Below are 25,885 nucleotides of genomic sequence, written 5' to 3'. Positions count from 1 at the left end.
ACACCCAACGCGATGCGATCCGACAACCGCTCCTCAACCGGCGGCTTGACCTGTCCAGCTCGTGGCACTCAGCAACCCTCCCGAGGCACACACTACAAACAAGATCAACCCAAAGTCAGCGGCATTGTGGCTAGGCCTGTCTTCCGCACGTCACTCTGACGGGTGACGGCTACGGGCTCGGGTGATCGATCTTGACCAGTTTCGCGACCGTAGTTGTGCTCGCTCGTTGAACATGTCGCGGGCGCTGCGACTGAATCCGATCGATTGATCCGAGCTTGACAGATGCCCGATTTGACCGAAATCCCATGCCAGGAGGGTGTTGACGACCATCAGCGGCAGGACCCACGCGAACCGGGCCCGCAGGTCCACCGGCCCGCTCCCGGCGTCGGCGTCGAGCTGGTCCAGGAGGCCGACGGTGATCTCCTCGATGGCCGGGGTGAGGGCGCGGACGCGGCGGGCTCCGAAGGCGGAGCCGATGAGGCGGCGCAGGCGGGTGTGCTCGTCGCCGTAGCGTCGTCCGGATGCAGGACAGGCCCGATCTCCAGGAATGCCGGCGGACGGGCGCGCCAGTCACAGCCCAATTCGACCTTCGCCTCACGCCCCTGCTCGTCCACGACAGAGAGGCGGGCGAAGACATCACCACGGCGTTCGATCTCAACGGTCATCCCCGCCTGCCGATATGTGTCGGCCACAGCGGCTACCGCCTCGGCGAACGCGACCGGGTCGCCGACATCGGTGAACAGGTCCACGTCGTCGGACAGCCGCTCCAAGAACCCGTGTGCCTGAACGGCGTAGCCACCAGCAAGGACGAATCCATAGTCAGCAGCTGATTCAAGGCCTAGGCGAGCGAGGCGGGCGTGCAGCGGGTCCATACCCGCCGATGCTACGCGGCAGCCCGCACCAGATCGGGGAAGCGGCTGTCCCACCCCATACGTACCCGCGGCGGCAGCCACAATCTCGGCCACACATCCACCAGAATCCGAGCGCTCAGGAACTCACGCAGGTCTTCAGCGTGCAAGGCCTCGCGGATCACCGTCTCGTAGAGCATCCGCCGATCGGCATCATCCGACAGGTCGTACGACCGCTTCGGCGTCCAATCCAACGCAGTCGGCAGCACGATGACCCCGCCCACCGGCCCGGTCAGCTCCGAAAGCGTCTCCGGGACCGTGTACGGGCGGATCTCGGCGTACCGCACACGCGTATCCATGACCCAGTATGCCCCGCCCCAAGCCCCGCTTCTCAGATATCGGAAGTAAGCGAACCGCACCCTCTTGGCACTTCCCGACAACGCGCCACAACACTCGCCGTCAGCACTCAAGCCCGAATCGGCACGCACTTCCCCCCTGCCGGCACCCCTCCCCAAAGCTCATTTTGAGTGATCCACTTCGGGCTCTGCTGCACCGTGTCTGCACCGATGGCCACCCCCTGGCCACCCCTCGCCACTGACCCGTCAACCACCACAGCCCATCATCGGCACAAACAGGCAGGTCAGCGACCTAACAGGCGACACGGTAACCGACCGTGGACAAGTGGCGACCTACGCATTGCCATGCACAGACCACAGGTGCCCGATTTACCCGAATCCCAAGGTCACCGAAAAGAAGAAACCCCAGGTCAAAGGCCTGACCCGGGGTTCGCCATGGAGCCGCCTTCGGGATTCGAACCCGAGACCTACGCATTACGAGCTCGCCAGAGATCATCCCTGCCCTTCCCTGACCGTCCCTCGATTCACCGTTCTTGCAGGTCAGACCAGGTGATGTTGGCCAGGGATGGAAGGTCGTTCACGGGGCTTCCTTGTCCTTCCGTTCCCATGACGTTCCCAATGACGGCCCGCCGGCGGGATCGTACAGCGGAAGCTGAGGGGGCGGCAGGTCACACCGCCGGGCGAATGCCGCTCCGACGCATCACTCATGCGACGCAAAAAGGCCCTACCCCGCCGGGGTGCGTTTCCCTTGGAGAGACGCAACCGCTTGACCTGCTCGATGGCCGCCGAGACCCAGAGCATCCGCGCGGCATCGCAGGCCGCCCCGTGGGTTGGCGAGCTGCGCCTTCTCGGAGACGCGCAGGTCATCGGGTCCCTCAAGAAGAAACGGAACGCACCCCATCGGCCATGTCGTCGCGGAGCATGGTGCAGTCGATGTCGAAGATGCATGATGCCGAGATCGTGGGTGGAGTACTCGCCGAACCGGTTGATGTGCTCGGTCAGGTACGGGGAGACCTCCGCCAGGTCCGCCGGCTCGACCTTCTCCCCCCTCGGCCTGAAGTCCCGCGGTCACGTGGTTCTTGGCGTTGGTGGTCTGCACCGGACGGGCCAACCCAGCGTCCCTCGGTTCCGATCGCGCCGTGCCCGAGCCGCCCCGCAGGAACCTCTGACACTCCCGGCACCCAGCGCGACCACGCCGGACCCCGCGGACACACACCCCGCGAGAGCACTGACCGCATTCCGCCTGCCATTGGCCGAACCTGACAACGCGCGCCCGGACAGCAAGACCAAAAGACCGCACCTGCCAGACTGACCGCAGCCCCACCGGCCCCCCAAGCACACAGGATCCCCAGCCCATCCGCTCACCTCGGCGTCCTGGCGAAGGCCGCCGCACATAACATGTAGTCAGCCAGGGCCCGATCGCGGAAGGGCTGACCGTCGCGATCAGGAGAGGAGGTTGCGGGTCAGTGCTGCGAGCCGTGTTCGTGCCGTCGTGTCATAGGCCTGCTCGTGGGCCGGGCTGTCGGTGAACTGATCGAAGTACTTGCCAGTCACCGACTCCAGGGCCGGGTCGGTGATCAGCCGGACGGTCGGCCGAACCCCCTCGTCGATGCTGACCGCGGGAGTCAGTCCTGACTCGCGCACTCCCCGCGTGTCCATCAGGTGTGCTGGGTGCAGCGCGTTGACGGTGACCCTGCTGTCCACGAGTTCGGCGGCGAGGTCGAACGTCGACATGATCATTGCCAGTTTGCTCCGGCAGTAGGCGTCAACGCCTCCGTAGCCGCGCTCCAGCATGACGTCGTCGAAGTCGATGGGTGCCTGACCGACCGAGGCGACGTTGACCACCCGCGCGGGCGCGGAGGCGGTCAGCAGCGGCAGCAGTTCGCGGGTCAGGAGGTAGGGCGCCAAGTAGTTCACGGCGAAGCGCAGCTCGTGGCCCTGGTGGCTCACTTCCCGCCTGGCGTGGTCGGTGCCGAAGCCGATTGCGACATTGTTGACCAGGACGTCGAGCCGGGACTCGGCATCGAGGATGCGGGCGGCCATGGCCAGGACCTGGTCGAGGTCGGCCAGGTCGGCGAGGTATGTGCGCACCGGCACATCCGGCGCGGTCGCGCGCACTTCCGCGGCGATCTCGTCCAGCCGCCCACGGTCGCGGCCATGCAGCAGCAGTGTCGCGCCCTTGCCGGCGAGGTCGAGTGCCACATGGCGGCCCAGCCCCTGGGTGGAGCCGGTGATCAGGACCGTCTTGTTGCGCGCTAAAAGAGTCCGAGTATCCATGTCCTGAGTTATATCAAGACCTTGACACAATAGCCATTCTTGCTAACTGTTCATGGCTATATACTCGCCGTCATGGGAATGACCGCGGACGAGCGCCTCGGAATGGACATCAAGCGCACAGAGCAAGCCCTCATGACGGCCAAGAGCGCCGCACTGAAGGGCGTGGGCCTGACCGTCGCGCAATACGCTGCCCTGTTCGTCCTCGCCGAGAACCCCGGCATCTCCGGGGCCGCGCTGGCCCGCACCTGTCTGGTCACCCCACAGGCCATGGCGGCCGTGCTGAAGAACCTCGAAGAACGCGGCCTGGTCGCCAGGTCGGCGCACCCGTGGCACCAGAAGATGCTGGAGACCCGGCTCACCGACACCGGCCGCGAAACAGTACGCCTGGCTGACGAACAGGCCGTGCGCATCGAACGCCGCCTCGCCAACGAGTTCACCCCCCAAGAACGCAACACCCTGCGAGGGCTGCTCGCGCGCTGCGTCACAGTCATCCAACAAGACTGAAATCAGCCCCTGGCTGACCAGGGAGTGTCATGAATCAGAATCCTTTTTCTGACAGCCCCTCAGGCACCGATACGCTCCCCTCGCGCTCCCCCACCACACCCGTCAGCTCACACGAACCTCACCCAGTCCACGAAAGCGCTGGTCAAAGACCCGGAGCAGAGCAGAATCACGGAGTGTCACAAGCGCTGACCAACGCACTCCATGCGTAGGCCTACCATGCCCGATTCGGGCGTTTTCCAAGGGCAAGGAAAGCAATAAGCCCCAGGTCAAAGGGCCACAGGCCGTCCGGAACAAGATCAGCACGCACGCAGACACCCTGCGACCAAGATCGCCGATCACAAGACCCGCAGCTCAACTCATTTTGAAACGATCAGCAAGTCCGTCCAGTCGTGCGGACCACTTGGGCCAACAAGAAGACGGAACGACGGGTAGTCCGCGCATGTGCTCAGGTCCCCGCGTAGCTGTCGGCGGCGCACGGGGAGCCGCCCGCGCTGAGCCCACCTGCGATCACTGGCGTGCCCCCAATGGGTCGACGGTACCGGCAGCGATGACCTCGTAGCCGAAGGTGCGTTTCTGGCTGGTGGTGGCCTCCGGCACCCAAGCAGTGCAATCAGTCCCCCTAGGATGGGGCGGCCTATGCCCGGACGGGGCATATTGAAGGCAGGGTGTCGATCGTCGGCAGCCCTCGTTAGTGCGACAGGACCGAGGGCGAGGGAGGCGTAGACCGATGACGGCGAGCGCCGGCCCCCGCGCCCGGCACACCGGCCCGGGAGCAGCAGTACGTGTACGACGCCGCGGGCCGCATGGCTGGCCACCGCGTCGGGGCCGCCAACGGCATTGACACCGCGCCGTGGGAGTGCACCAGCTACGACGCCAACGGTCGGATGACCAGCCAGAGTTGGCCGGCGTTCAACGGCGCGCCAGCCCGCACTGCCGCCTACACCTACGATGTCGGCGGCAATCCGCTGACCACCAGCGTCACCGACGCCGCTGGCACCATCACCACCACCGTGGACCTGCTGGGCCGGCTGGTCAGCTACACCGATGTCACCGGCAAGACAAGCACCACCACGTTCAACCAGGCCGGGCAGGTTACTGCCACCACGGGGCCACAGGGCGCGATTAGCAACACCTACGATCCGGACAGCGGCACCCTAGCCACCGTCACCTCGGCACCAACCTGCTGGCCACCGCCCACTACGACAGCACCAGCGGCCGCCTGGCCACGGTCACCTACGCCGACGGCACCACCGGCACCCTGGGCTACAACAGCCAAGGCGACCAGAACAGCCTGGTGTTCACCAGCACGGCCACCGGCGCGCTGGTGACCGGGGACCAGACCACCATGTCTGCGGGCAAGCGCGTCACCACCGAACTGGAGGCAAGCAACGGCAGCACCCTGACCAACCCCAACCCGGCCGGGGCCGCAGCCGCAACCTACACCTACGACGGCGCCGGAAGGCTGACCACCGCCTACCTGCCTGGTGCGGCCGCGACTTACGGCTACGACGTCAACCCTGCCGACGCGAACTGCGCCGACCCCGACATGGGCGTGAATACCAACCGCACCAGCATCACCATCACCCCGACCAACGGCACCGCCGTCACTACCGGCTACTGCTACAACAGCGCCGACCAGCTCGTGCACACCACCGTCGGCGCCACCACTGACACCGGCTACGCCTACGACACCCACGGCAATCAGACCAAAGACCACGGCACCACCCTGACCTGGGACGCGGCCAACCGCCTGGCCACCGCCACCCCGGCGTCCGCCACCACCACGGCATACAGCTACGACGCCCTGGACCGTGTCGTCTCCCACACCGCCGGCAGCACCGCCACAGGCTACGCATACAACGGCTACAATGACAGCGCCGTCGCCGCCCTGGACGGGACCGGCAACGTAGTGCAGCAGTTCGTCCCGCTACCCGGCGGCGTGATAGCCACCATCCAGACCAGCGGCATCCTGTGGTCCTACCCGGACCTGCACGGCAACATCACCGTCGCCACTGACAACACTGGCGCGCCCCTGAACGACCCCATCGCCTACGACCCTTGGGGCCAGGCGTTGTCGGGCAGTGCCACCCTGACCAACGCCGCCGGCGGCAACATCCTGGGCGCATTCGGCAAGGACAGCAAACTCACCGATACCGCCACCGATATCACCATCCTCGGCGCTCGTGCCTACGAAGCGGCGGAAGGACGCTTCCTGAGCGTGGACCCGCTAGAGAACGGCTGCGCGAACAACTACGTGTACGTGTTCGGCGACCCATTCAGCAAGAGCGACCTCACCGGCCGCTTCAGCTGCACGGCTAATTTGTCATCGCGTGGGCGCACGGGAACCGCTATTTTGCTAGTTCCTACGCTGGCACGGTTGGTGGCATGTGGGGGATAGTTGGCAAAGTCGGATGGCTCGGGAAGAGCGCCCGAGGGGCGGGCGGCATGGCTGGTGGCTTCGCGGCCTTCGGGTTCAACTTCGGCTACGCCATGGCGACTGACGGCAAGTGGAACTGGTGCCAGGCCCTCATCGAGGGCGGGTTGGGCGCGGTGGCCGGATTGCTACTGTAGGCGCACCAGATAGAACGGGGACGGGCCGTGGCTGGTGTGCAGCCGCGGCCCGTCCTCGTTTGGCGGAGCGGCTTGGCGAAACAAGACCGGCCGGGCTATGTCCACCGCCGGTCGGCGTCGAGCTCACTGTGAGGGTCGATCCTGCTGCCGCGCTTGGCAGTCGCGTAGTGTGGTCTCACCTCGGTCGTAGTCCTGGCCGCCAGTTCCGAGTCGGAAGTGCTCGCCTTCGTGCGGGCCGTCGCAACGCGGGACGGCCGGTGGATCCGGGAGGGATGGCGAAGTCGTTGAACTCGCATCTGGCGGTGTTCGCGGTCCAGCGGTCGCGCGTCGGGGGCGGACCTTTTCGCTGGGTGCGAGGAGGCCCCCGGTATTGCATCTAGGAAGCGTCAATCGTGCTGTGGCCAGGAAGATACGGCGGGGATAGGATTTGCCGATATCTTTCGAGTCGTGGGGCGAGGGGCGGGGGCTGACGACTTGGACGCCGTACTGATACTCGGGGCCTTGGCGTGGATGGGCGCGCTGCTAGCTGGCGTGACCGTGATCGGCGACGGACCGATGGGCCCGGTGCTGACGTTGGGGGGCATTGCAGCCTTCATCGTGATGGCGATCGGCGTGACGATCGTGCCTCGTCGGCTGCGTTGGCGGGGGGATGTCCGGCCACGCAGTACTGGCCGTCCTGCCTTCGAACCCGGGTATCCGCTGAAACCTGCGCAGATCGCGGTCGAGGAACGCTGGGGCATCACGCAGCAGATCGCGGACAGGGGCTGGGTCAGGGAGGTCGGGCGGCTGAGCTGGCGCCAGGCCACGGTGTTTCTGGTGGGCGATAAAACGGGGTTGGTCGTCGATCCGTGGTTCTTGTCGTTCCGGGCCTACATCTTTGACAGCACCTGCCGCGTCGGCCCAAGTCCGACGTCGGCAACACTCAACCCCGGTTTCAACCTCCGGCGAAAGAACGGCGTGCTGCGGATTTCCCAGGGGACGCAGGTGATCGACTTGGCTGTCCCGAAAAAATCCGTGCCCGCTGTCGCGCTCATCGGGGCGTCGGGGCCGGTCGACAAGGTGGTCGGCACTGCCGTCACCGTCTCCGAGGAACGCCTCGCCCGGATCGCGCGGGCTGATCGTCGGGCCGCGCGACGCCATGCGTTCTTCGCCCGGATCAACGCGCGGTCCAAGACGAATCGCTGGGTGGCCGCGGCGTGCTCGCTCTTCTATCTGGCGCTGGCTGTCGGCTTCTTCATCGGGGGTGCGAAGCTGGGCCAGTACGGCGTCATCGTCGTCATGCTCTCGCTGCTGTGCTTGGGCGCGGCGGGTGTCTACGCAGGTCGCGTGATATTTCGGGACGAGCACGAATGGCCGTCGGGATGGCGGCAAGGGGGGTAGCGCCCTTTCGGCTCTGTCCCGTAATCGGGATGCTGTTGGTGATCTTCACTCGGTGGAGTGAAGTCATGGCCGGGTCGGCCTGTGGATCGGTGCAGTGTGCTGCGCTGGTTTGGGCGGGGTGGCTCTAGCGGTCGGAGGGATGGCCGCGATGTCGATGGGTTCGAGTTCGGGGCGGGTGATCCCGCCGTTGACGGTGGCGGTGGTGCGACACGGGCTGCGCACACTGAGGGCGGCCACCTCCCATAACAATGCCGCGTCCCAGAGGGTGCTGACCAAGGCAGGGTTCGTCCCGGTTGGCCCGGCAGACCCGACCGACCTCGGCGGTAAGCCGGGCACCTGGTATCAGCACGACCTGGTGCTCCACCCGTAGACCGTGATCTTGTGGGTGGACCGGCTGCGGGAAGGCTGCGGCCACCGCTGATCATCGGTGTGGTTCGCGTCGCCGGCTGCAGGGGCCGGCGCCACGAACCCACGGTCAGAGAGCCTCCGAATCCCCTAACAGTACCTACAGTTCAGATTTCGATGCCTTCAGAAATCGTGAACTCGCGGGGATTGCACCGGGGCAGGATCGACACGCTGGGGCTCGACGAGAACAACACACCGGTGCTGATGGAATACAAGAAAGGCTCCGACAGCGGGGTCATGTCACAAGCCGTCTCCTACCTGTCCTGGCTGTGCTCGGCGCGTCACGAGTTCGAGGCGCTGGTCAAGGAGCAGCTGGGTTCCGAGGCCGCCGAGTCGATCGACTGGCGGAACCCGCGGATGGTCTGTATCGCGGCCAGCTTCTCGCACCACGATCGGGTCGCGGTGCACCGGCTGCACGAGCGGATCGACCTGGTCCGCTACCGCGTCTTCGACGGCGGGTTGCTGGGCCTGCCCGCGTTCGCCACTGCCCGGCCGGACCTCGCCCGCAACCTCAAGCGGATCGAGCAAGCTCAACGCGAGACTGGCGGGAAAATCAATCAGGCCCTCGACATGGTGGCCTTGTTGATCCTGGAGACCGGGGACCCGGAAGGCGTGTACGACCAGTTGGTCTTCCTGCTCGGACAGACCCGCGTGGAGAAGGGCGTGTGCGAGGCGAGCCATTAACCGCCCCCGACGAACACCACGTAACTCGGTCCACTCCCGGGACTACAACGACCTCCGCGGAGTATTCACGTGCCAGGTCGAAACGCCCTTCCGCTTGGGCACCGCCAAGGTCCATGCCGAGGGGTGCGCTCCGGTAGCGGTCTGCCGATCGAGAAGTGGCGTGGCCCCGCTGGATGCGGGGGCCACGTCCTAACTGCAGGCAGTCACGTCCGCATCGCGCGACTGCTCTCGCGCGCCGGACACAAGGTGCGACTGCCTGCGCGACCTACGTCGGCTCGCGAGGGCGAGTTCGGGCAAACGCCACTGCAGGACGTTACTGGTCTGCCTTGGTCCGCAGCTCCCGCGCAATCATGACGTCGTCACTCATGGCGTGCACGACTTGGCGGTCCACGTCCTCCTGCTCGTGCGGCACCCCGCACGGGCAGATATTCCAGTGGCCGGTGTCGACCTGGCCGGCCACGCGCTCGACGAGGTCGGCAAGCTCGTCCAGCACTCCCACCGGCACGTCGACCAGGTCCCCGCCGCTCGCCGATACAGTCGCGGAACCGAGTTCGGTCACCAGGTCCATGGCGTGGGCCGCCGACCGGCCATCGCCGTTGGCCGACGCGTACTTCCCCGCCTGCGCGCCAGCCATTACCAGGCGGCCCAGGGCCATCGTGGGCACCTCCACCGTCCGGACATCCACCCGGACCGGTCGCACGGCGTGAACCGCGGAGGCGCCCTCTCGTGAGTCGTCGGCCGCTGCCTCGATCGCGTCCGCGACGATCTCCGGTGACACCAGGTGGACGGCCTCGTCGGCGTCCACGCCCACGTTCTTGGCGGGTGTGTTGACCACGTAGCTCACCACGTCCCGCACTGCGACCGGTTCGACCTCCAGGCCGCGCGTCAACAGCACCGCCGTGGTCTGCGCTACCAGTGCCTTGAACGGTGTGCTCCTCTGGATTTCCGCCACGAACCCCAGCGTAGAGGCAGGCTTTGTCAGATTGCCACAAAGCCATCCAGACGAGCGCGATCCACCCTTCAGACCCGCTGGCCTCCCGTCGCACCGTCGCTGACGAAATGGCCTCCCCTCGGCCTCCCCTCGGCTCCGCCGGGGAAATCAGCGCCCCGCATCCTCTGCCGGAAAGTGCCAAGGAAAGGAAAAAGGCCCAGGTCAGCGGGGGACTGACCTGGGCCTTCGGGGAGCCGCCTTCGGGATTCGAACCCGAGACCTACGCATTACGAGACCGTGAGCGATCATGTTGCGTAGTGCCGTGCCGTGCTGCCGAATGACGTCCTGCCTGATCAGAGCGCGTGCGGCTCGTTGGTCTGTGCTGCCTCGTATTACGTCGTCCAAAGGCGTCCGGCTACTGGCTGGCCACCGGAGGCGTCTAAGGGTCGGCGCAGGAGTGTTGTCAGCATCCCACGAAGGCGCTGCGGGTGCCGATTATTGCGTCCGCGCAGGAGAGCGAGTTCGCCGTGGGGCCTTCTGTAGCCCCACCCGGAGTTCTCGCGAGCCAGGCGCAGGACGAGAGACTGGATGTTGCTGGGGGCACCTCCCGGCCGAAGGCTGGGGGAGAGTCAGCTGTCTGCCGGGTTGTCTGCGGCGGGAGGCATCGGCGTGGCGACGGCGCATAAGGTCGCGGGCCACCTCAAGATCGGGTCCGGGGAGACGATCAGGTGCAGCTGCGCAGCTTGGACCTGGGAGCCGATGGAGAAGCGCGGCAAGGAATGCGCGGTCCGCCGCAGCGACCCGTGGCCTGCCGATTCGCCGCTGCAGAACGGCCAGCTGGTGGCGCAGCGCCCATATCTCCATGTCCTCGTACACGTCGCTCATCGGCAGCAGCCGTATGAGGGCAAACACGCTTGAGACGGCGAGGTAGGGCAGTCGCAGCAGCACGATCCATCAGCCTGACACGCGGCGATCAACGGCCGTTCACAAGAACCTGCACGTCACAGGCCATGGATGGGGTTTTCGGCCCCCGCAACGTTGCGCCGTCCAAAGGCGCCCGCGCTCCCCTTGCGCTCCCATTCCCCTGATCGAGCAGTTCAAGGCCCCGGAAACCCGTTGTCGCAACTGTACAGAACGGCGCCCCGGGCTGCCCTGCAGCCACGGCTCCGTGGCGCTTGGCTCGGGTGCCCTACTGCAGACGTGTCCGATGGACGACATTGCAACAGATGGCGGGGTCAGCGCACCCAGGCCTTCAGCGGCTCGGTGTCCAGCAGAATGCCCACCGGTTCGGGCAGCTCGACGCGCTTGCCGAAGGGACGCCGGACGAGATTGCCGTAGACGCCCCCGTCCGGCTCGGCGTGGACCAGTACCTCACAGGAGTCCCGGTCGATCAGCAGGTACACCGGGATGCCGGTCTCCGCGTAAGCACGCGGCTTCTCCTCCCGATCCCGCTTGTCCGTGTCGGTATCGTACGAGGTCACCTCGACCACCATCAGGACCTGGTCAGCATCGGCCCACTCCCCCTGGCCCGCGAAGCATCCCTTCGGCGCGAGAGCGCCGTCCGGCTTGGCATGCCCCTTCCGATAGGTCTCGACCTTCAGACCACGTTCCGGATAGAGCCACAGCTCCGGACGCTGCTGCATGCAGTGCTCCATGACCCAGCGAATGATCTCGTCGTGATCCCCATCCGGCACCGCCTTGACCCCCAGCTTTCCGTGGATGAACTCGAGCCGAACCCCCTCGCGCTCGGCTGCGGCAGCGATGCGCTCGAACTCCTCGGCCAGCATCTGCGGCCGGTCCTCGGTGACGGTCACCGGACTCCTCCGTTCTCCAGGCCAGCGCCAGGGAACACCGACACTTCGCACAGTACTACGCAGCTGCGACACCGCCGAGGAATTCCCCCACGGCCGCCCCCACCAACACTCGCCTCGGACTCCACACGCCGATGGCCATCGATTCCCGCGCATGTACGACTCCGGCGCCAACCCGCGGCCGAACCTGTCGCCACGGCATGCCCGACGCAGGAGTCAGACAGCGGAGGACGTGGTCCAGCCGAGGCGGGCGATCGTCGTGGAAACGTCCCATCACGCGGACCGGAGGTGCGCCAACCGGGGCGAGCCCCGTCTCCCGTTGGGCAGCACGGCCGTGGACGCAGAGCCCAGTCAGCGGGAGAGCCGGCCTGCCGCCTCCTGTGCCCGGACGGTCAGCGGTGCCCCGATCTCGGCAGCGAACGTGTGCAGCTCCTGATGCCCGGGGAGCTCGGTCAGCGCCTCACCCACCAGAGCGCGGGCCCGGTCCGCCTCACCGTCCCGCCAAGCCGGCCTGGCCTGGAAAAGCAGCGACTCGGCACCGGCGAGGGCGGAGTGCGCAGCCAGCCGGGTGAGGCGGTCCGCCGCGTCGTAGTCCGCAAGCCGCTCCAACAGCATCCCGTGCCACTCGGCCAGATCCCCAGCACGGCGCTTGCGTTCGTAGGCTAAGGAGTCATAGCGGGTGCGTGCCGGGAGGGCTTGGGGGAGTTCCCACCAGGCTAGGTCCGGGGTGCTTCCGCGCTGGTTCTGCAGGAACTGGGCGAGGAAGACGACGGTGCGGTGAGCTTGTTCGGCTGTCCAGCGGGGTGGTGGGCGGGGGTTGTCGGGGGTGTAGGCGGCGGGGATGAAGGCCTGGAACAGGTGGGTGTCCACAGTGGCGCGGTCGGGGAAGGCCGTGGTGTCGCACAGTTCGTCAGGGTGCGGGGCCGCGCAATTTCAAGCGCAGGACATTAGTGATGGATGGGCAGCGGTGTGGTCTCGATAAGGCGCTGGCCCGAGCCACCCCAGTGCAGGGCGATGATCTCGGCCATGATCGCGACGGCGGTCTCCTCGGGGGTGCGAGCGCCGAGGTCCAGACCGATGGGCGAGGCGAGGCGGTCAAGCGCCGCCTCGCCGACGCCGGCCTCGCGCAGTTGCCGCAGGCGGTCCTCGTGCGTGCGGCGGCTGCCCATCGCGCCGATGTACCGGGCCGGGGTCCGCAGGGCGCGTTCCAACAACGGGATGTCGAACTTGGGGTCGTGGGTGAGCACACAGATCACGGTGTTCTCGTCCACCGTGATCCGGTCGAGAAACCGGTGCGGCCAGGAGACGACCAGTTCGTCGGCGTCGGGGAACCGCTTGCGGGTGGCGAAGACCGGCCGTGCGTCGCAGACCGTGACGTGGTAACCGAGGAACTTGCCCATCCGAGTCACCGCGGCCGCGAAGTCGATGGCGCCGAAGACCAGCATCCGCTGCGGCGGCGCGAAGGACTGGACGAAGACGGCGAGTTCGTCCTTGCGCTGTTCGCCCTCATGACCGACCCGCACCACGGCGCTGGCGCCCCGCGCGAGCATGCCGCGCGCCTGTTCGGCGACACGGGCGTCGAGTCGGAGGTCGCCGAGCGTACCGGTGGTCGTCTCCTGAGTCACGATGAGGTCGCGTTCGGTGGGTGCGGTCCCGGAAATCACCGAGGCGACCGCGATCGGGCGGCCGGCGGCGATGGCGTCGAGGACCGCGGGCAGGGCCGGGAAGTGCCCGACGCCCGCCGGGCGCACGAAGACGTCGATGATCCCCCCGCAGGTCAGTCCGACCTCTAGGGCGTCGTCGTCACTGACGCCATAGGTCGTCAGCACCGGCGTGCCCGTTGCGATCACCTCGGTGGCCGCCTCGTAGACGGCGCCCTCCACGCAGCCGCCGGAGATGCTGCCGATCACGTCGCCGTGCTCGGCGACCGCCATTGCGGCGCCCGGTTGCCGCGGTGCCGACTTCCAGGTCTCGACGACGGTTGCCAGGGCGAAGCGCGTCCCGGCCGCCTGCCAGGAGGCGATGCCTTCCGCAATGTCCCGCACGTGTACCCCTCTCCAGAACACCACCTCTGCCCCGGCCGCCGGGCACCGTGACCTGCCGCAACACTGGGGCGCAGACTCCAGGACCGAATGATGCGAAGCCCAGGAACGTGGTGTCAATGGTTGGTTAATCGATCGCTTAGGTCGGGCGGGATGATCTTGGATCACAAATTAAGCTCTCGGTTAATTCGCTGTTGACACCGGCGCCGGACGGGAGCCAAATATGGCCCGATACCGATGAGACCCCGCGGGCGATGCCGAGGAGAGGCATTGCGCCCCCGGAAGCGGAAGACCCACTACAAGAGGGAGTCCACGCATGCAGGTTCCCGCGCCGTTCGAATATCAGCGGGTGAGCAGTGTCGGGCAGGCGATCGTGCTGTTGGACAGGCTGGGTGACACGGCACGTCTGGTGGCTGGAGGTCACAGCCTCATCCCGATGATGAAGCTTCGGCTGGCCAACTTCGAGTACCTGATCGACATTAACGATCTCCATGACGAACTCGGCTACATCGTGACCGAGCCCAGGCAGATCCGTATCGGCGCGATGACCCGGCACCGCGAGTTGCTGGAGTCCGACGCGCTGGCCGAGGCGTTCCCGATCTTCCGTGACGCCGAGCGGGTCATCGCCGACCCCGTGGTCCGCAACCGGGGCACGCTCGGCGGCTCGCTCTGCCAGGCCGACCCGTCGGAGGACCTGTCGGCCGTGTGCACCACGCTGGGCGCCTCCTGCGTGATCCGCGGTCTGGACGGCGAGCGCGTCGTGCCAATGGAAGACTTCCACCGCGGGCCCTACGAAACGGCGGTCGGCGACGCGGAGATACTGACCGAGGTCCGCTTCCCGATCCGGCCGAACGGATCGAGCGCCTACGAGAAGGTCGAGCGGCGGGCCGGGGACTGGGCGGTCGTCTCGGCCGGCGTTGCGGTCTGGCTCGACGGCGGCGTGGTCGCCGACGCTCGCGTCGGACTGGCCGCCGTGGGCCCGAACACCGCCGGCATCCCGGGCATCGCCGAAGCGCTGCGCGGCGAGCCGCCGTCGGAGGAGCTGTACGCGCGGGCCGGCGACATCGCGAAGGACGCCTGCGATCCGGTCACCGATCGCAGGGGCAGCGCCGAGTACAAGCGTCATCTGGCACGGGAGTTGACCATCCGGGCGCTCCGCAGGTCGGTCGCCAGGATCAACGGACAAGGAGCGTGATCATGCAGGTCACCATGACCGTCAACGGCGACGAGGTCACGCGCGAGGTCGAGGGACGGCTGCTGCTGGTCCACTTCCTGCGGGACCACCTCGCCCTGACCGGGACCCACTGGGGGTGCGACACCAGCAACTGTGGCACCTGCGTGGTGTGGCTGGACGGCGAGCCGGTCAAGTCTTGCACGGTATTCGCCGCAATGGCCGGCGGGCACGATGTGCGCACGGTCGAAGGGCTGGGGCGCAACGGCGAACTCGACCCGGTGCAGCGGGGCTTCATCGAGTGCCACGGCCTGCAGTGCGGCTTCTGTACCCCCGGCATGATGATGACCGCGCGGGCGCTGCTCGACCGTAATCCGAGCCCGTCGCAAGAGGAGATCCGCGAGGCGATCTCCGGCCAGATCTGCCGTTGCACCGGCTACGCCACCATCGTGCGGTCCGTGCAATGGGCGGCGGCTGAGGAAGCCGGCACCCGCACCACCGTCCCTTCGGGTACCACGTCGGGGAGCACGTCATGACCACAGCGGCCGACCGCACCATCGTCACCGCGTTCGAGGACAACGACGGCAAGCCGCTCGGCCACGGCCGGATGCTGCGCAAGGAGGACCCGCGCTTCGTGCGCGGCAGGGGCCGCTACGTCGACGATGTCCAGTTGCCCGGGATGCTGCACCTGGCGATCCTGCGATCGCCGATGGCGCACGCCAGGATCACCTCTGTCGACACCAGCCTGGCCGAGGCGCATCCCAATGTGCGGTTGGTGGTCACCGGCGCGATGCTGGCCGAGAAGGGGCTGGCATGGATGCCGACGCTCTCCAACGACGTGCAGGCCGTGCTGGCCACCGACAAGGTGCGATTCCAGGGCCAGGAAGTCGCGTTCGTCGTCGCCGAGGACCGCTACGCCGCCCGAGACGCCCTAGAGCTGATCGACGTCGAGTACGAGCCGCTCGACCCGGTTGTGGACGTGCGTACCGCGCTCTCACCGTCCGCCCCGGTGATCCGCGACGACCTCGAGGGCAAGACCGACAACCACTGCTTCGACTGGGAGACCGGTGACGCCGAGTCGACCGATGCCGTCTTCGCCAAGGCGGACGTGGTGGTCAGCGAGGACATCGTCTACCCGCGCGTGCACCCCGCGCCGATGGAGACGTGCGGCGCGGTCGCCGACTACGACGCGGTGGACGGCAAGCTCACTTTGTGGTCCACCACCCAGGCGCCGCACGCCCACCGCACGCTGTACGCGATCGTCGCCGGGCTGCCGGAACACAAGATCCGGGTGATCGCGCCGGACATCGGCGGCGGCTTCGGGAACAAGGTGCCGATCTACCCCGGCTACGTCTGCGCCATCGTCGGCTCGCTGCTCACCGGCAAGCCGGTGAAGTGGATGGAGGACCGCTCGGAGAACCTGATCAGCACTGGCTTCGCCCGCGACTACATTATGCGAGGCGAGATCGCGGCGACCTCCGACGGCAGGATCCTCGGCATCCGCACCAATGTGCTTGCCGACCACGGCGCGTTCAACGGTACGGCCGCGCCCGTGAAGTACCCGGCCGGGTTCTTCGGAGTGTTCACCGGCAGTTACGACATCGAGGCCGCCTACTGCAAGATGACAGCCGTCTATACCAACAAGGCGCCGGGCGGAGTGGCCTACGCGTGCTCGTTCCGCATCACTGAGGCCGTGTACTTGGTCGAGCGGATCGTGGACTGCCTCGCATACCAGCTGCAGATGGACCCCGTCGAGCTGCGGATGAAGAACTTCATCAAGCCCGAGCAGTTCCCGTACGAGACCAAGACGGGCTGGGTGTACGACTCGGGTGACTACGCCCCCACCATGCGGCTGGCGAAGGAGTTGGCCGGCTACGACGAACTGCGCGCCGAGCAGGCCGAGAAGCGCAAGCGCGGCGAGCTGATGGGCATCGGCGTGGCGTTCTTCACCGAGGCGGTGGGCGCCGGGCCGCGCAAGGACATGGACATCCTCGGCCTGGGCATGGCCGACGGCTGCGAACTGCGGGTACACCCCACCGGCAAGGCGGTGGTGCGGCTGTCCGTCCAGACTCAGGGGCAGGGCCACGAGACGACGTTCGCGCAGATCGTCGCCGAGGAGATCGGCATTCCGCCGCAGGACATCGAGGTGGTGCACGGCGACACCGACCAGACGCCGTTCGGTCTGGGCACCTACGGCAGCCGCTCCACACCGGTGTCGGGCGCGGCGGCGGCCCTGGTGGCCCGGAAGGTGCGCGACAAGGCACGCCTCATCGCTTCGGCGATGCTGGAGGTGTCGGTCGCCGACCTCGAATGGTCGAAGGGCGTCTTCCATGTCGCGGGAGACCCCTCGGCCTCCGTCACCATCCAGGACATCGCGATGCGCGCCCACGGTGCCGGCGACCTGCCCGAAGGCGTGGAGGGCGGCCTTGAGGCGCAGATCTGCTACAACCCGGAGAACCTCACCTACCCGCACGGCGCCTACATCTGCGTCGTAGACATCGACCCGGGCACCGCGAAGGTGAAGGTGCGCCGGTTCGTGGCGGTGGACGACTGCGGCACCCGTATCAACCCGATGATCATCGAGGGGCAGGTGCACGGCGGTCTCACCGACGGCGTGGGCATGGCGCTGATGGAGATGATCTCCTTCGACGAGGACGGCAACTGCCTGAGCGGTTCGCTGATGGACTACCTCATCCCGACTGCCCTCGAAGTGCCCGACTGGGAAACCGGGTTCACCGTCACGCCGTCGCCCCACCACCCCATCGGTGCTAAGGGAGTCGGCGAGTCCGCGACGGTCGGCTCACCGCCGGCGGTGGTCAACGCGGTGGTGGACGCGCTCAAGCCGTTCGGGATCCGGCACGCCGACATGCCGCTGACGCCGTCGCGCGTGTGGGAGGCCATGAAGGGCCGGCCGACGCCGCCGATCTGATCCACCGCTGTTCGGCGTTCAGGTTGAGTCCGCTGGGTCTTTGTCGAGGAGGCGTTCATGTCGACTACGGTGACCGCTCGCGCGCTGGAACTCGCGGCACAACGCGTGCCGTTCGTCCATGCCAGGGTGGTACGTGCCCAGGCCCCGGCGTCGGCGCGGGCCGGGGACGAGGCGATCGTGTTCGAGGACGGGTCGATCGACGGCTTCGTCGGAGGCGTGTGTGCCGAGAGCTCGGTGCGTACGGCTGCTCTCGGCGCGCTGCGCGACGGCGGATCACTGCTGCTGCGGGTGCTACCCGACGGGGAAGCCGCCTTCCCAGAGTCACCCGGTGCCCGCGTGGTGGTGAATCCGTGCCTGTCAGGGGGTGCGTTGGAGATCTTCCTCGAACCGATGCTGCCGCCGACGCTGATCGAGGTCGTCGGGCAGACCCCGGTCGCCAAGGCCGTCGCCGCGCTCGCCGACGTGCTCGGCTACGCGACGGCGCACTCTCTGCCGGACGGCGTGGCCGAGCAGACGGCGGCGGTGATCGTGGCTAGCCACGGGCGCGACGAGATCGAGTCCATTCGCGCCGCACTCGACGCGGGCGTCGACCGTATCTCGCTGGTCGCCAGCCGCCGCCGGGGCGCCGCCCTCCTCGACGAACTCGGCCTGAACGAGGCGGAACGCGCCCGCATCAGCAGCCCGGCCGGGATCGACATCGGCGCGCGCACGGCGCCCGAGATCGCGCTGTCGATCCTGGCCGAGGTGGTGCAACGAGTGCGGGGCGGCGATAGGCGCGGACCGGCCGAGGATGTCGGCGCGGAGGGCACTGGGGAGGCGGCACGCAACGGCGACGGTTCGGCGGAGGGGGCACGGAACGAGGGTGGTGCGGGAGGCGGAGGGCATGCGGCTCCCGGGGCCGGCGTGCACGGTGCACACGGCACGCACGGTGCGCTCGTCGTGCCGTTCGGGGCGACGGACCCGGTGTGCGGGATGACGGTGACGGTCATGCTGGACACCCCGCACCTGACCGTCAAGGGGGCCGACGTCTGGTTCTGCGGACCCCGTTGCCGGGACCGCTACGCCGAAGGGCTGGTGGGCTAGGCCGTGTTCACCACCGGGGTTCTCCTCGCCGCCGGCTCCTCGCGCCGTCTCGGCCGACCCAAGCAGCTCCTTCCGTACCGCGACGGCACGCTGCTGGACGCCACCCTCCGTACGGCATCCGAGCCGGTCTCGGTGGCCGGCCGGTGAGCGGGCTGTTCGCGGACGCCGACGAGGTGCGCCGACGGATGGCCGAGGCCGGCCACTTGGTGGACGAGGGCACGGCGACCGCATTGTTCCTGGCCACCGTCCTGCACCGGCCGCTGCTGATCGAGGGTGAACCGGGGGTGGGCAAGACCAGCGTGGCGAAGGCGCTGGCCACGACCCTGGACACGCCGTTGATCCGGCTGCAGTGCTATGAGGGCCTGACGGCAAACGAGGCGCTCTACGAGTGGAATTACCAGCGGCAGCTCCTGGCGATCCGGCTCATCGAGGCGCGCAGTGAAAACCTCACCGACGCCGACCTGTTCACCGAGGAATTCCTCCAGGACCGGCCCCTGCTGCGGGCCGTCCGCCACGACGGCCCGGTGCCACCGGTGCTGTTGATCGACGAGATCGATCGCGCGGACGACGAGTTCGAGGCGTTGCTGTTCGAGTTCCTCGGCGAGGCGGCCATCAGCATTCCCGAACTCGGCACCTTCACCGCCGCCCGGCCGCCGGTCGTGGTGCTCACCTCCAACCGCAGCCGCGAACTGCACGACGCGCTGCGCCGCCGCTGCCTCTACCACTGGATCGACTTCCCCACGCCCGAGCGTGCCACCGAGATCCTGCGCCGTTCGGTGCCGGCGGCGAACGAACCGCTGATCGCCTCAGCTGTCGACTTCATCGGCCGGGCCCGCGAACTCGATCTGGACAAGAGGCCAGGCATGGCCGAGGCCATCGACTGGGTCTCCGCGCTCACCGCGCTCCAGGTCACGCGCCTGGTGCGGACTGATGTCGTCCGCACGCTCAGCACGATCGCCAAGAGCCCCGACGACCACGCCACCGTCACCCAAGCCCTTGAAGGACTTGGCTACCCGCGGACGACCGGAGGGCAGCCCGCGGCCCGCTGACCGCCCAGCACGCAGAGGAAGCGAAGAAGCCTTGAAAATCGACAACGAGTTCGATGTGAGCGTCCCAATCGAGCGCGCCTGGGAGGTGCTCACCGACCTGGAGGGCCTCGCTCCATGCCTGCCCGGCGCACAACTCACCGGGGTGGAGGGCGAGGTGTACAACGGGAAGGTCAAGGTCAAAGTCGGCCCGGTGATCAGTCAGTTCGCGGGAACGGCCAGGTTCGTCGAGATGGACGAAGCGGCCCACCACGCCGTGATCAGCGCCAAGGGCAAGGACGCGCGCGGAGGGGGCAACGCCTCCGCGATGATCGAAGCGCTGCTGCGTCCCCACGGCACGCGCACCGTCGTCACCGTCACCACCAACCTCAACATCAGCGGCAAGCTCGCCCAGTTCGGCAGCGGCATGATCAAGGAGATTTCCGAGAAGCTGCTCAACCAGTTCGTCCAGAACCTGGAGGCGCAGCTCCACCAGCCCCAGGAGTCCGCTCCCGGCACGGTCCCGGAGACCGCGACGCCGACGACGGCCGCAGCCGGAGCGACGGTGGCGGAAGCGCCGGCGCGGGAGACGACGAAGGACACCGCACCGCCGGCGACGGCACCGGAGGCCGCCACCTCCGAGGCGCCGGTGGAGGAGACCGCCGGCGACACCACGCCGGCCGCTACGACGGCCGGCCCTGAGCCCGCGGCCACCACACCGGGGAACGCGCCCGAAGCGGCACAACCGCAGGCACCGGCGGCCGGGTCCAGGCGGCCTGCCCGACAGGAGACGGAGGCCGAGCCACTCGACCTGATGGGGCTGGCCGGAATGTCCGTGTACAAGCGGCTGATCCCGGCGGCCGTCGTCGGCATCATCCTGATCGCGCTGATCGTCTTCCTCATCGTCCGGTGAGCGGCGGGGTGGGCAGGCCGCCGCTTCCCGCGGTGGACCGGGCACGGTCGTTGCTGCCCGCGGTGGACCGGGCGGCCTTCGCCGTCGCGCTGGCGACCCGGCTGCGGCCGCGGGGCGTGCCGGTCGGCCTCACCCAAGTCCAGGACCTCGTGCGGGCGCTGTCCGTCTCGCCGCCTGTTACGCGGACGACGTTGTACTGGTCGGCCCGGATTTGCCTGGTCCGTGACCACGACGATCTGGCGGAGTTCGACGCCGTATTCGACGCGGTCTTCGGTGACGCCGTCCTGCCCGTCGACCCGCACGCCCGGCGCGACGGGCTCGGCGGCGCCCGGGGCAAGGACGACCGCTACGCCTCGATGCCCGAGGCCCGGCCGGAGGGATCGCGCGAGGGCGCCGGTCTGCCCTGGGTGACGCTGCCGCCCGCGGTCGCCGGTGCCGAGCACTCCGACGACCACGCGCTGACCGTGCCGGAGCGGCTGCCGAGCGAACTGGCCGACTTGGTGGACACCCCCTTCGAGCAGCTCAGCCCGCAGGAGACGGCATTGCTCGGCCAGTGGCTCGAAGCGGCGCTGCCGACATGGCCCACGCGCCGCTCCCGCCGGTTCACCATCCAGCCGCGCGGCACCCGGGTCGCGGTCCGCGCGACTATGGCCCGTTCCCGGTGCACCGGTTGGGAGCCGGTGCGGCTGGTGCGCGCCGGGCCGGTGACCAGGCCGCGCCGTGTCGTCGTCCTGTGTGACGTCAGCCAGTCGATGCGGGCTCAGACGGTTGCGTACCTGCACCTGATGCGGGCGATCACTCTGACGAGCGACGCGGAGGTCTTCGCCTTCGCGACCACGTTGACCCGGCTCACCAGGGTCATCGGTCACCGTTCTGCCGAGGCCGCGATCGACGCGGCGTCGGCGCGGGTAGTCGACCGGTTCGGAGGGACCAGGATCGCGGACTGCCTGCGGTCACTGCTCGACTCGCATCACGGCGGCCTGCTGCGCGGGGCGGTCGTCATCATCGGCTCGGACGGCTGGGACGCGGGCCCGCCGGAGTGCCTGGCCGCGGCGATGGCCAGGCTGCGCCGTCGCGCCTACCGAGTGATATGGCTCAACCCCCGCGCGTCGGCCCCAGGATTCGTCCCTCGTACCACCACGATGGCTGCCGCACTGCCTTACTGCGACGCATTGCTGCCCGCCGACACCTTCGGATCGCTGCTGCGGGTGCCGGCGGAGATCGCCCGGTGCGGGGCGGGAGCGCGAGCCGGAGCGAGACCAGGGGCGCGGAATCCGGATGGGAGTGGAGGCGGGCGCTAACTCCAGAGGGTCACGTGGATCGCCGGCCGGAACCGACCGGCCGTGACGCCGGCACCCCGCAGCATCGCCTGCGTGGCGCGCGGCGTGGTGACGAAGCGCCTGAGCTCCGCGGCGGCGGGCGGGGCGTCTCGATCGGGAAGGGCGAGGATGTGCCACGAGCCGCGGGCGCGCAGGAAGGCACCATCGAGTTGCCGAAGGTCCCCGTCGGCAAGGTCCTTGGAGACGGCGAACGACATCCCGAGCGCCACCCCTTTCCCGTGCTTAGCCTCCTCGACCGCGGCGGCGTGGCTCTGGAAGATGCGCTGGTTGTGCTCGGGAACGTTGAGGCGGCGCAGAACCGAGGGCACGATGCCGACCCCGCCGACCGCCGAAGGTCCGAGCAGCCAGGTCTGTTCACGTAGCTCGGCCGGAGTCACGCGGACTCCGGCCAGCGGATGGCCGGCTCCGACGACCGCGAGCATCTGGTAGTTGAGGAACAGCGTGCAGGTCATCGAGTCATCGATAATGCCGGGCCGGGGACCGATGGCGACATCGACCGTCCGGGTCAAGAGCAGCGAACCGAACTTATTCGGGTTGTGCACGCTCAGCTCGATGTTCAGGTCGTCGGCCCGACTGGCGAACAACTCGATAAGGCCGGGCGCCGCGTACTCGGCGAACAGGCTGGACGCGGCGACCCGTAGCAGCCGGCGGCCGGAACCGGCCTGACTCACCTCGATGATGGTCCGCTCCTGTAGTCCCAGCATCTCGGCCGCCCTGCTGGCCAGGCGCAACCCGCCCGGCGTGAAGGCCAGCCCGTTGGCCGCTCTGGTGAACAGCTTGTCACCGAGTTCCTTGCGCAGATGGGCTATATGCATGGAGATCGCGGCCTCGGAAACGGACAAGTCAGCAGCCGCCGCCTTCACCGATCCGAAGCGCACGGTCGCGGCGAAGGCCCGTAGTTGCGTCGGGGTCAACCACTGCCTCTCAATCACAGCACATCTGCGTTCAGCCCTATGATGTTGCCTCTAAACTATCCCAATCGTGTACGCGGAGCTATGGGTCGTCGGAGCTTGTGCGGTCGGCTCAGGGCGCGGTGAAAGCGTTGCCGCTGTTCCGTCTCCCTGAGCCGACCGCACAACGCCCGCCTTGGCACGGTCCTTGATAGCGGACTCAAAACTTTTGGGCGTCCGGTACATCCTGCTCACCTCTCCTCCCCCGTCCATGAGCTTCGCATCGCCTGCGCGAGGAGGTACTTCACCACGTCCGAGCCGCTGCCGGAACGCGACTGACCGTAGAGCACTGCGAACGGGGCCGGCTTCCGGGCGAGCACCTTCTCGTCCTGTGCCGCTCGAAAATACGATTTGGTGCCGTGACCTGTGCTGATGTCGTCGGCTCAGGCGGCATGCTGGTACTCGTTGATCACGCCTCCGAGGACGGATTGTCGTCGAACCCTGTGGGTCTGGAGGTCGGTGACGGCGGCCGAGGTGGGCGGTTGGTCGCTGTCCGGGGGTAGCTGCCGCCGGGATTGGTGGGGGCGGTGCCCGTTGTAGTGGCGGATGTACTCGGTCAACGTTGCCACGGCATGGGCTTCGTTGTAGATCAGCATGCGGTCGAGGAGTTCGCGGCGGAGGGTGCCCACGACTCTCTCGCAGATCGCGTTCGCTCTCGGCGCCCGAGGCGGGCTGAGCAGGATCTCCACCTCGTCGGCCTCGAAGACGGCGTCGAAGGAGCGGGTGTACTTGCTGTCCCGGTCCCGGATGAGGAAGCGCAGCGAGTCCACTCGGCAGCCCAGGGTCATGGCGAGGTTCCTGGCCTGCTGAACGGTCCATCGAGCCGTGGGGTGGGCGGTGACGCCGGCGAGGTGGAGGCGCCGCGTGCCGTGTTCGATAAAGAGGCTCTTCGGTCGCTTCCGTGGGTGGTTTTATGCGGCTTGACGGCCTGGTAGGTGGGGGCGGTGTCCGCCGAGGCTGAGCATGGCGAGGGCGATGAGGGCGTTGGCGTCCTTGAAGCCGAAGGCCATGCGGGTGATGAGTCGGATCTTGGTGTTCATGCTCTCGACCAGGCCGTTGCTCAGTCCGTGATCGGCGGCTGCGGTGATGGCGTCCCAGTGCTTGACGATGGAGCGTTGGAGCTTCACGAAGGGCTCCAGGCGGCTGCGTCGTGCCCACAGTACCCAGTCCCACAGGGCCTGGGCGGTTTCCTGGCCCTGCTTGAGTGCCATCCTCAGGCCCTCCTTGAGGAGGTAGGCGCGGTGCAGAACCGGGTGGGCCTTGGCGATGAAGGCGAGTTGGGCCTGCTGGCCCGTGGTGAGGTCCTCGGGGTTCTTCCACAGGGCCCAGCGGGCCTTCTTCAGGGACTTCGATCCGGCGGTGGCGCGGCCATTGCCGCCGCGCTCGTCGTTCCACACCTGACGGCGGACCGTGTCGAGGGCGTCGGTGGCCCACTGGACCGTGTGGAAGGGGTCCATGACGCGCACCGCGTTCGGGCAGCGCTCGGCGACGACGGTGGCGATCCAGTCGGCGGCGTCCGCGCTGACATGCGTGATCTTGGTGGAGCGTTCCTCGCCGAGCAGGTCGAAGAACTTCCGCAGGGTGGCCTTGTCCCGCCCGGCCTCCGCCCACACCAGTCGTCCTGACGCGTGGTCAACGACGATGGTGAGGTACTTGTGGTGGCGTTTGTAACTGATTTCGTCGATGCCGATCCGGCGCAGACCCGCCAGCAGGTCCACCCGCTGTTCGACGCCGGCCCACACCCGGGTGCAGATGGCACCGACCGTTCGCCAGCCGATCCGCATCAGCTGGGTGATCGCGGTCTTGGAGCAGTGCGTGGCCAGCCAGGCCACCTGGTCGTCGAAGGGCGGGGTATGGCCGGCGCCGTGGCGGGCCCAGGGCACAGAGGCGACCACGACGCCGTGCTCGGGGCAGGACACCCTCGGCGCGTCCGCCTCGATCACCGCCTGCAGGGTGCCCAGGTCCAGCGCCCACCAGCGTCGGCGGCCCTCGCCGTTGTCGTACCTGGCACACCGGCGCTGACAGATCCCGCACCGCTGACGACGGCCCTTTGCCGGGCGGGCGTGCACCACGATCAGCACATCCTCCGGGCCGTCCTCGCCCGCATCGGGCTCCTCGACCTCCACGAGCTCGATCACGGTCTTTTCGACACCGAGCAGCCGAGTCCATATCCTTGTAGATCGCACGCCGTATCCAGGTTCTTCCGTTTCGTTCTTTCGCAAGCCGAAACGTACCCCGGGTACGGCGTGTTGTTTGTATCAGACCTGGTCAACGACCCACGGAAGCGACAGGGGAGCCGATAAAGACCAGGGCGTACAGGCGCTTGAGGGAGACGGTGTCGAGGTGCAGGAAGTCGGCGGCGATGATGCCGTGGGCCTGGGCGGTGAGGAACTGGCGCCAGGTCGGCCCTGAGCGCTGCGGGGCGGGATCGATGCCGGCGGCGTGCAGGATCTCCCAGACCGTGGACGGGGCGATCGGGTAGCCCAGGCGGGCGAGTTCGCCCTGAATCCGCCGGTGGCCCCAGGTGCTGTTCTCGCGGGCCAAGCGCAGGATGAGCTGCTTGACGATGGGCGCGGTAGAAGGTCGCCCGGGGCGGCGGTGCTGGGTGAACGTCCACTTGCGGATCATGAGTTGACGGTGCCAGGCCAGCAGTGTGGTGGGGGTG

24 protein-coding genes and 3 pseudogenes are annotated in these 25,885 nt (G+C 67.8%); 16 read left to right on the top strand and 11 right to left on the bottom strand.

Translation table 11 applies throughout. The annotated features are described in order from the left end of the window. Window positions 1-329: 329 nt before the first annotated feature. The 3 genes from FCI23_RS64260 to FCI23_RS44940 all read right to left on the bottom strand — a co-directional run bounded on the left by FCI23_RS64260 (window position 330) and on the right by FCI23_RS44940 (window position 3,481). Window positions 330-872: a nucleotidyl transferase AbiEii/AbiGii toxin family protein gene (locus FCI23_RS64260; protein ID WP_136729817.1), complete on the bottom strand. Its 543-nt coding sequence runs from the start codon at window positions 870-872 to the stop codon at window positions 330-332. Window positions 873-883: 11 nt separating this feature from the next. After that, window positions 884-1,195 carry a hypothetical protein gene (locus FCI23_RS44945; RefSeq protein ID WP_246144674.1) on the bottom strand — a complete coding sequence of 104 codons (312 nt, stop codon included), beginning with the start codon at window positions 1,193-1,195 and terminating at the stop codon, window positions 884-886. Between the two features lie 1,452 nt (window positions 1,196-2,647). After that, on the bottom strand, window positions 2,648-3,481 hold the full coding sequence (locus tag FCI23_RS44940) for an SDR family NAD(P)-dependent oxidoreductase (RefSeq protein ID WP_136729815.1): 834 nt from the start codon (window positions 3,479-3,481) through the stop codon (window positions 2,648-2,650). Window positions 3,482-3,553: 72 nt separating this feature from the next. Here FCI23_RS44940 and FCI23_RS44935 point away from each other — a divergent pair, with 72 nt between their 5' ends. The 7 genes and pseudogenes from FCI23_RS44935 (at window position 3,554) to FCI23_RS64255 (ending at window position 9,025) form a co-directional block, all read left to right on the top strand. Then, window positions 3,554-3,985, top strand: a complete 432-nt coding sequence (locus FCI23_RS44935) for a MarR family winged helix-turn-helix transcriptional regulator (RefSeq protein ID WP_246144673.1) — start codon at window positions 3,554-3,556, stop codon at window positions 3,983-3,985. Window positions 3,986-4,767: 782 nt separating this feature from the next. Further along, window positions 4,768-5,313 carry a hypothetical protein gene (locus FCI23_RS44930; RefSeq protein ID WP_136729814.1) on the top strand — a complete coding sequence of 182 codons (546 nt, stop codon included), beginning with the start codon at window positions 4,768-4,770 and terminating at the stop codon, window positions 5,311-5,313. Next, a complete protein-coding gene (locus FCI23_RS44925) occupies window positions 5,280-6,383 on the top strand; it encodes an RHS repeat-associated core domain-containing protein (RefSeq protein WP_136729813.1) in 1,104 nt (367 codons plus the stop codon). The genes FCI23_RS44930 and FCI23_RS44925 overlap by 34 nt, the downstream gene beginning before the upstream one ends. Then, window positions 6,371-6,556, top strand: coding sequence for a hypothetical protein (locus FCI23_RS44920; RefSeq protein WP_136729812.1), 186 nt, complete (start codon window positions 6,371-6,373; stop codon window positions 6,554-6,556). The genes FCI23_RS44925 and FCI23_RS44920 overlap by 13 nt, the downstream gene beginning before the upstream one ends. 474 nt (window positions 6,557-7,030) lie before the next feature. Then, window positions 7,031-7,936 (top strand): hypothetical protein, encoded by a 906-nt coding sequence (locus FCI23_RS44915; RefSeq protein ID WP_136729811.1) that lies wholly within the window; start codon window positions 7,031-7,033, stop codon window positions 7,934-7,936. 196 nt (window positions 7,937-8,132) lie between these two features. Then, window positions 8,133-8,306 (top strand): annotated as a pseudogene (locus tag FCI23_RS44910) (GNAT family N-acetyltransferase); the annotation flags it as partial. A gap of 152 nt (window positions 8,307-8,458) precedes the next feature. Continuing rightward, window positions 8,459-9,025, top strand: a complete 567-nt coding sequence (locus tag FCI23_RS64255) for a PDDEXK family nuclease (protein WP_246144672.1) — start codon at window positions 8,459-8,461, stop codon at window positions 9,023-9,025. Between the two features lie 313 nt (window positions 9,026-9,338). Here the strand turns inward: FCI23_RS64255 and FCI23_RS44900 are convergent, their stop codons facing one another. Next, window positions 9,339-9,977, bottom strand: a complete 639-nt coding sequence (locus tag FCI23_RS44900) for a hypothetical protein (RefSeq protein WP_136729810.1) — start codon at window positions 9,975-9,977, stop codon at window positions 9,339-9,341. A gap of 648 nt (window positions 9,978-10,625) precedes the next feature. Here FCI23_RS44900 and FCI23_RS57405 point away from each other — a divergent pair. Continuing rightward, a complete protein-coding gene (locus FCI23_RS57405) occupies window positions 10,626-10,874 on the top strand; it encodes a hypothetical protein (protein WP_169317254.1) in 249 nt (82 codons plus the stop codon). 317 nt (window positions 10,875-11,191) lie between these two features. On the opposite strand, the gene FCI23_RS44890 is transcribed toward FCI23_RS57405, so the two are convergent. The 3 genes from FCI23_RS44890 to FCI23_RS44880 all read right to left on the bottom strand — a co-directional run bounded on the left by FCI23_RS44890 (window position 11,192) and on the right by FCI23_RS44880 (window position 13,812). Next, the gene (locus tag FCI23_RS44890; RefSeq protein ID WP_169317253.1) at window positions 11,192-11,770 is read right to left on the bottom strand and encodes a Uma2 family endonuclease; all 579 of its coding nucleotides are present in this window, start codon (window positions 11,768-11,770) and stop codon (window positions 11,192-11,194) included. A 348-nt stretch (window positions 11,771-12,118) separates the two neighbouring features. Continuing rightward, a complete protein-coding gene (locus tag FCI23_RS44885) occupies window positions 12,119-12,637 on the bottom strand; it encodes a hypothetical protein (protein ID WP_136729809.1) in 519 nt (172 codons plus the stop codon). 77 nt (window positions 12,638-12,714) lie between these two features. Continuing rightward, the gene (locus FCI23_RS44880; RefSeq protein WP_136729808.1) at window positions 12,715-13,812 is read right to left on the bottom strand and encodes an XdhC family protein; all 1,098 of its coding nucleotides are present in this window, start codon (window positions 13,810-13,812) and stop codon (window positions 12,715-12,717) included. Window positions 13,813-14,125: 313 nt separating this feature from the next. Between FCI23_RS44880 and FCI23_RS44875 the strand changes: the two genes are divergently transcribed. From FCI23_RS44875 to FCI23_RS44840, 8 genes are read left to right on the top strand one after another with little or no spacing between them, the layout of a single operon-like run. After that, entirely contained in the window at window positions 14,126-15,004 is an 879-nt protein-coding gene (locus FCI23_RS44875) for an FAD binding domain-containing protein (protein WP_136729807.1), read from the top strand. A gap of 2 nt (window positions 15,005-15,006) precedes the next feature. Continuing rightward, window positions 15,007-15,516 (top strand): (2Fe-2S)-binding protein, encoded by a 510-nt coding sequence (locus FCI23_RS44870; RefSeq protein WP_136729806.1) that lies wholly within the window; start codon window positions 15,007-15,009, stop codon window positions 15,514-15,516. Next, window positions 15,513-17,909 carry an aerobic carbon-monoxide dehydrogenase large subunit gene (locus FCI23_RS44865; RefSeq protein ID WP_136729805.1) on the top strand — a complete coding sequence of 799 codons (2,397 nt, stop codon included), beginning with the start codon at window positions 15,513-15,515 and terminating at the stop codon, window positions 17,907-17,909. The genes FCI23_RS44870 and FCI23_RS44865 overlap by 4 nt, the downstream gene beginning before the upstream one ends. Before the next feature lie 57 nt (window positions 17,910-17,966). After that, window positions 17,967-18,992: an XdhC family protein gene (locus tag FCI23_RS44860; RefSeq protein ID WP_136729804.1), complete on the top strand. Its 1,026-nt coding sequence runs from the start codon at window positions 17,967-17,969 to the stop codon at window positions 18,990-18,992. Window positions 18,993-18,995: 3 nt separating this feature from the next. Then, window positions 18,996-19,139 (top strand): NTP transferase domain-containing protein, encoded by a 144-nt coding sequence (locus FCI23_RS44855; RefSeq protein WP_211265743.1) that lies wholly within the window; start codon window positions 18,996-18,998, stop codon window positions 19,137-19,139. Then, window positions 19,136-20,041, top strand: a complete 906-nt coding sequence (locus FCI23_RS44850; RefSeq protein ID WP_211265742.1) for an AAA family ATPase — start codon at window positions 19,136-19,138, stop codon at window positions 20,039-20,041. Before FCI23_RS44855 ends, FCI23_RS44850 begins: the two co-directional genes overlap by 4 nt. 31 nt (window positions 20,042-20,072) lie before the next feature. After that, window positions 20,073-20,930 carry an SRPBCC family protein gene (locus tag FCI23_RS44845; protein WP_136729803.1) on the top strand — a complete coding sequence of 286 codons (858 nt, stop codon included), beginning with the start codon at window positions 20,073-20,075 and terminating at the stop codon, window positions 20,928-20,930. Beyond that, window positions 20,927-22,231: a vWA domain-containing protein gene (locus FCI23_RS44840; RefSeq protein ID WP_246144671.1), complete on the top strand. Its 1,305-nt coding sequence runs from the start codon at window positions 20,927-20,929 to the stop codon at window positions 22,229-22,231. Before FCI23_RS44845 ends, FCI23_RS44840 begins: the two co-directional genes overlap by 4 nt. Here the strand turns inward: FCI23_RS44840 and FCI23_RS44835 are convergent. From FCI23_RS44835 to FCI23_RS44820, 4 genes and pseudogenes are all read right to left on the bottom strand, one after another. Then, window positions 22,228-23,202, bottom strand: coding sequence for a LysR family transcriptional regulator (locus tag FCI23_RS44835; protein ID WP_265737826.1), 975 nt, complete (start codon window positions 23,200-23,202; stop codon window positions 22,228-22,230). The two genes, FCI23_RS44840 and FCI23_RS44835, sit on opposite strands and share 4 nt — an antisense overlap. Window positions 23,203-23,603: 401 nt before the next feature. Continuing rightward, window positions 23,604-24,104 (bottom strand): annotated as a pseudogene (locus tag FCI23_RS44830) (integrase core domain-containing protein); the annotation flags it as partial. Between the two features lie 27 nt (window positions 24,105-24,131). Continuing rightward, window positions 24,132-25,406 (bottom strand): ISL3 family transposase, encoded by a 1,275-nt coding sequence (locus FCI23_RS44825; RefSeq protein ID WP_136729800.1) that lies wholly within the window; start codon window positions 25,404-25,406, stop codon window positions 24,132-24,134. A gap of 112 nt (window positions 25,407-25,518) precedes the next feature. Next, window positions 25,519-25,885, bottom strand: a pseudogene (locus FCI23_RS44820) (helix-turn-helix domain-containing protein); the annotation flags it as partial.

It is taken from the genome of Actinacidiphila oryziradicis (assembly GCF_005047355.1).
Classification (GTDB): domain Bacteria; phylum Actinomycetota; class Actinomycetes; order Streptomycetales; family Streptomycetaceae; genus Actinacidiphila; species Actinacidiphila oryziradicis.
The sequence above is the reverse complement of the archived record's forward strand: the minus strand, read 5'-3'. Positions and strand labels throughout refer to the sequence as shown.

Excerpts from the sequence above, each read along its gene's own strand:
- FCI23_RS64255 (WP_246144672.1), top strand. The coding sequence starts at position 8,459 with ATGCCTTCAGAAATCGTGAACTCGCGGGGATTGCACCGGGGCAGGATC.
- FCI23_RS44935 (WP_246144673.1), top strand. The coding sequence starts at position 3,554 with ATGGGAATGACCGCGGACGAGCGCCTCGGAATGGACATCAAGCGCACA.
- FCI23_RS44865 (WP_136729805.1), top strand. The coding sequence starts at position 15,513 with ATGACCACAGCGGCCGACCGCACCATCGTCACCGCGTTCGAGGACAAC.
- FCI23_RS44940 (WP_136729815.1), bottom strand. The coding sequence starts at position 3,481 with ATGGATACTCGGACTCTTTTAGCGCGCAACAAGACGGTCCTGATCACC.
- FCI23_RS44920 (WP_136729812.1), top strand. The coding sequence starts at position 6,371 with ATGTGGGGGATAGTTGGCAAAGTCGGATGGCTCGGGAAGAGCGCCCGA.
- FCI23_RS44875 (WP_136729807.1), top strand. The coding sequence starts at position 14,126 with ATGCAGGTTCCCGCGCCGTTCGAATATCAGCGGGTGAGCAGTGTCGGG.
- FCI23_RS44860 (WP_136729804.1), top strand. The coding sequence starts at position 17,967 with ATGTCGACTACGGTGACCGCTCGCGCGCTGGAACTCGCGGCACAACGC.
- FCI23_RS64260 (WP_136729817.1), bottom strand. The coding sequence starts at position 872 with ATGGACCCGCTGCACGCCCGCCTCGCTCGCCTAGGCCTTGAATCAGCT.
- FCI23_RS44870 (WP_136729806.1), top strand. The coding sequence starts at position 15,007 with ATGCAGGTCACCATGACCGTCAACGGCGACGAGGTCACGCGCGAGGTC.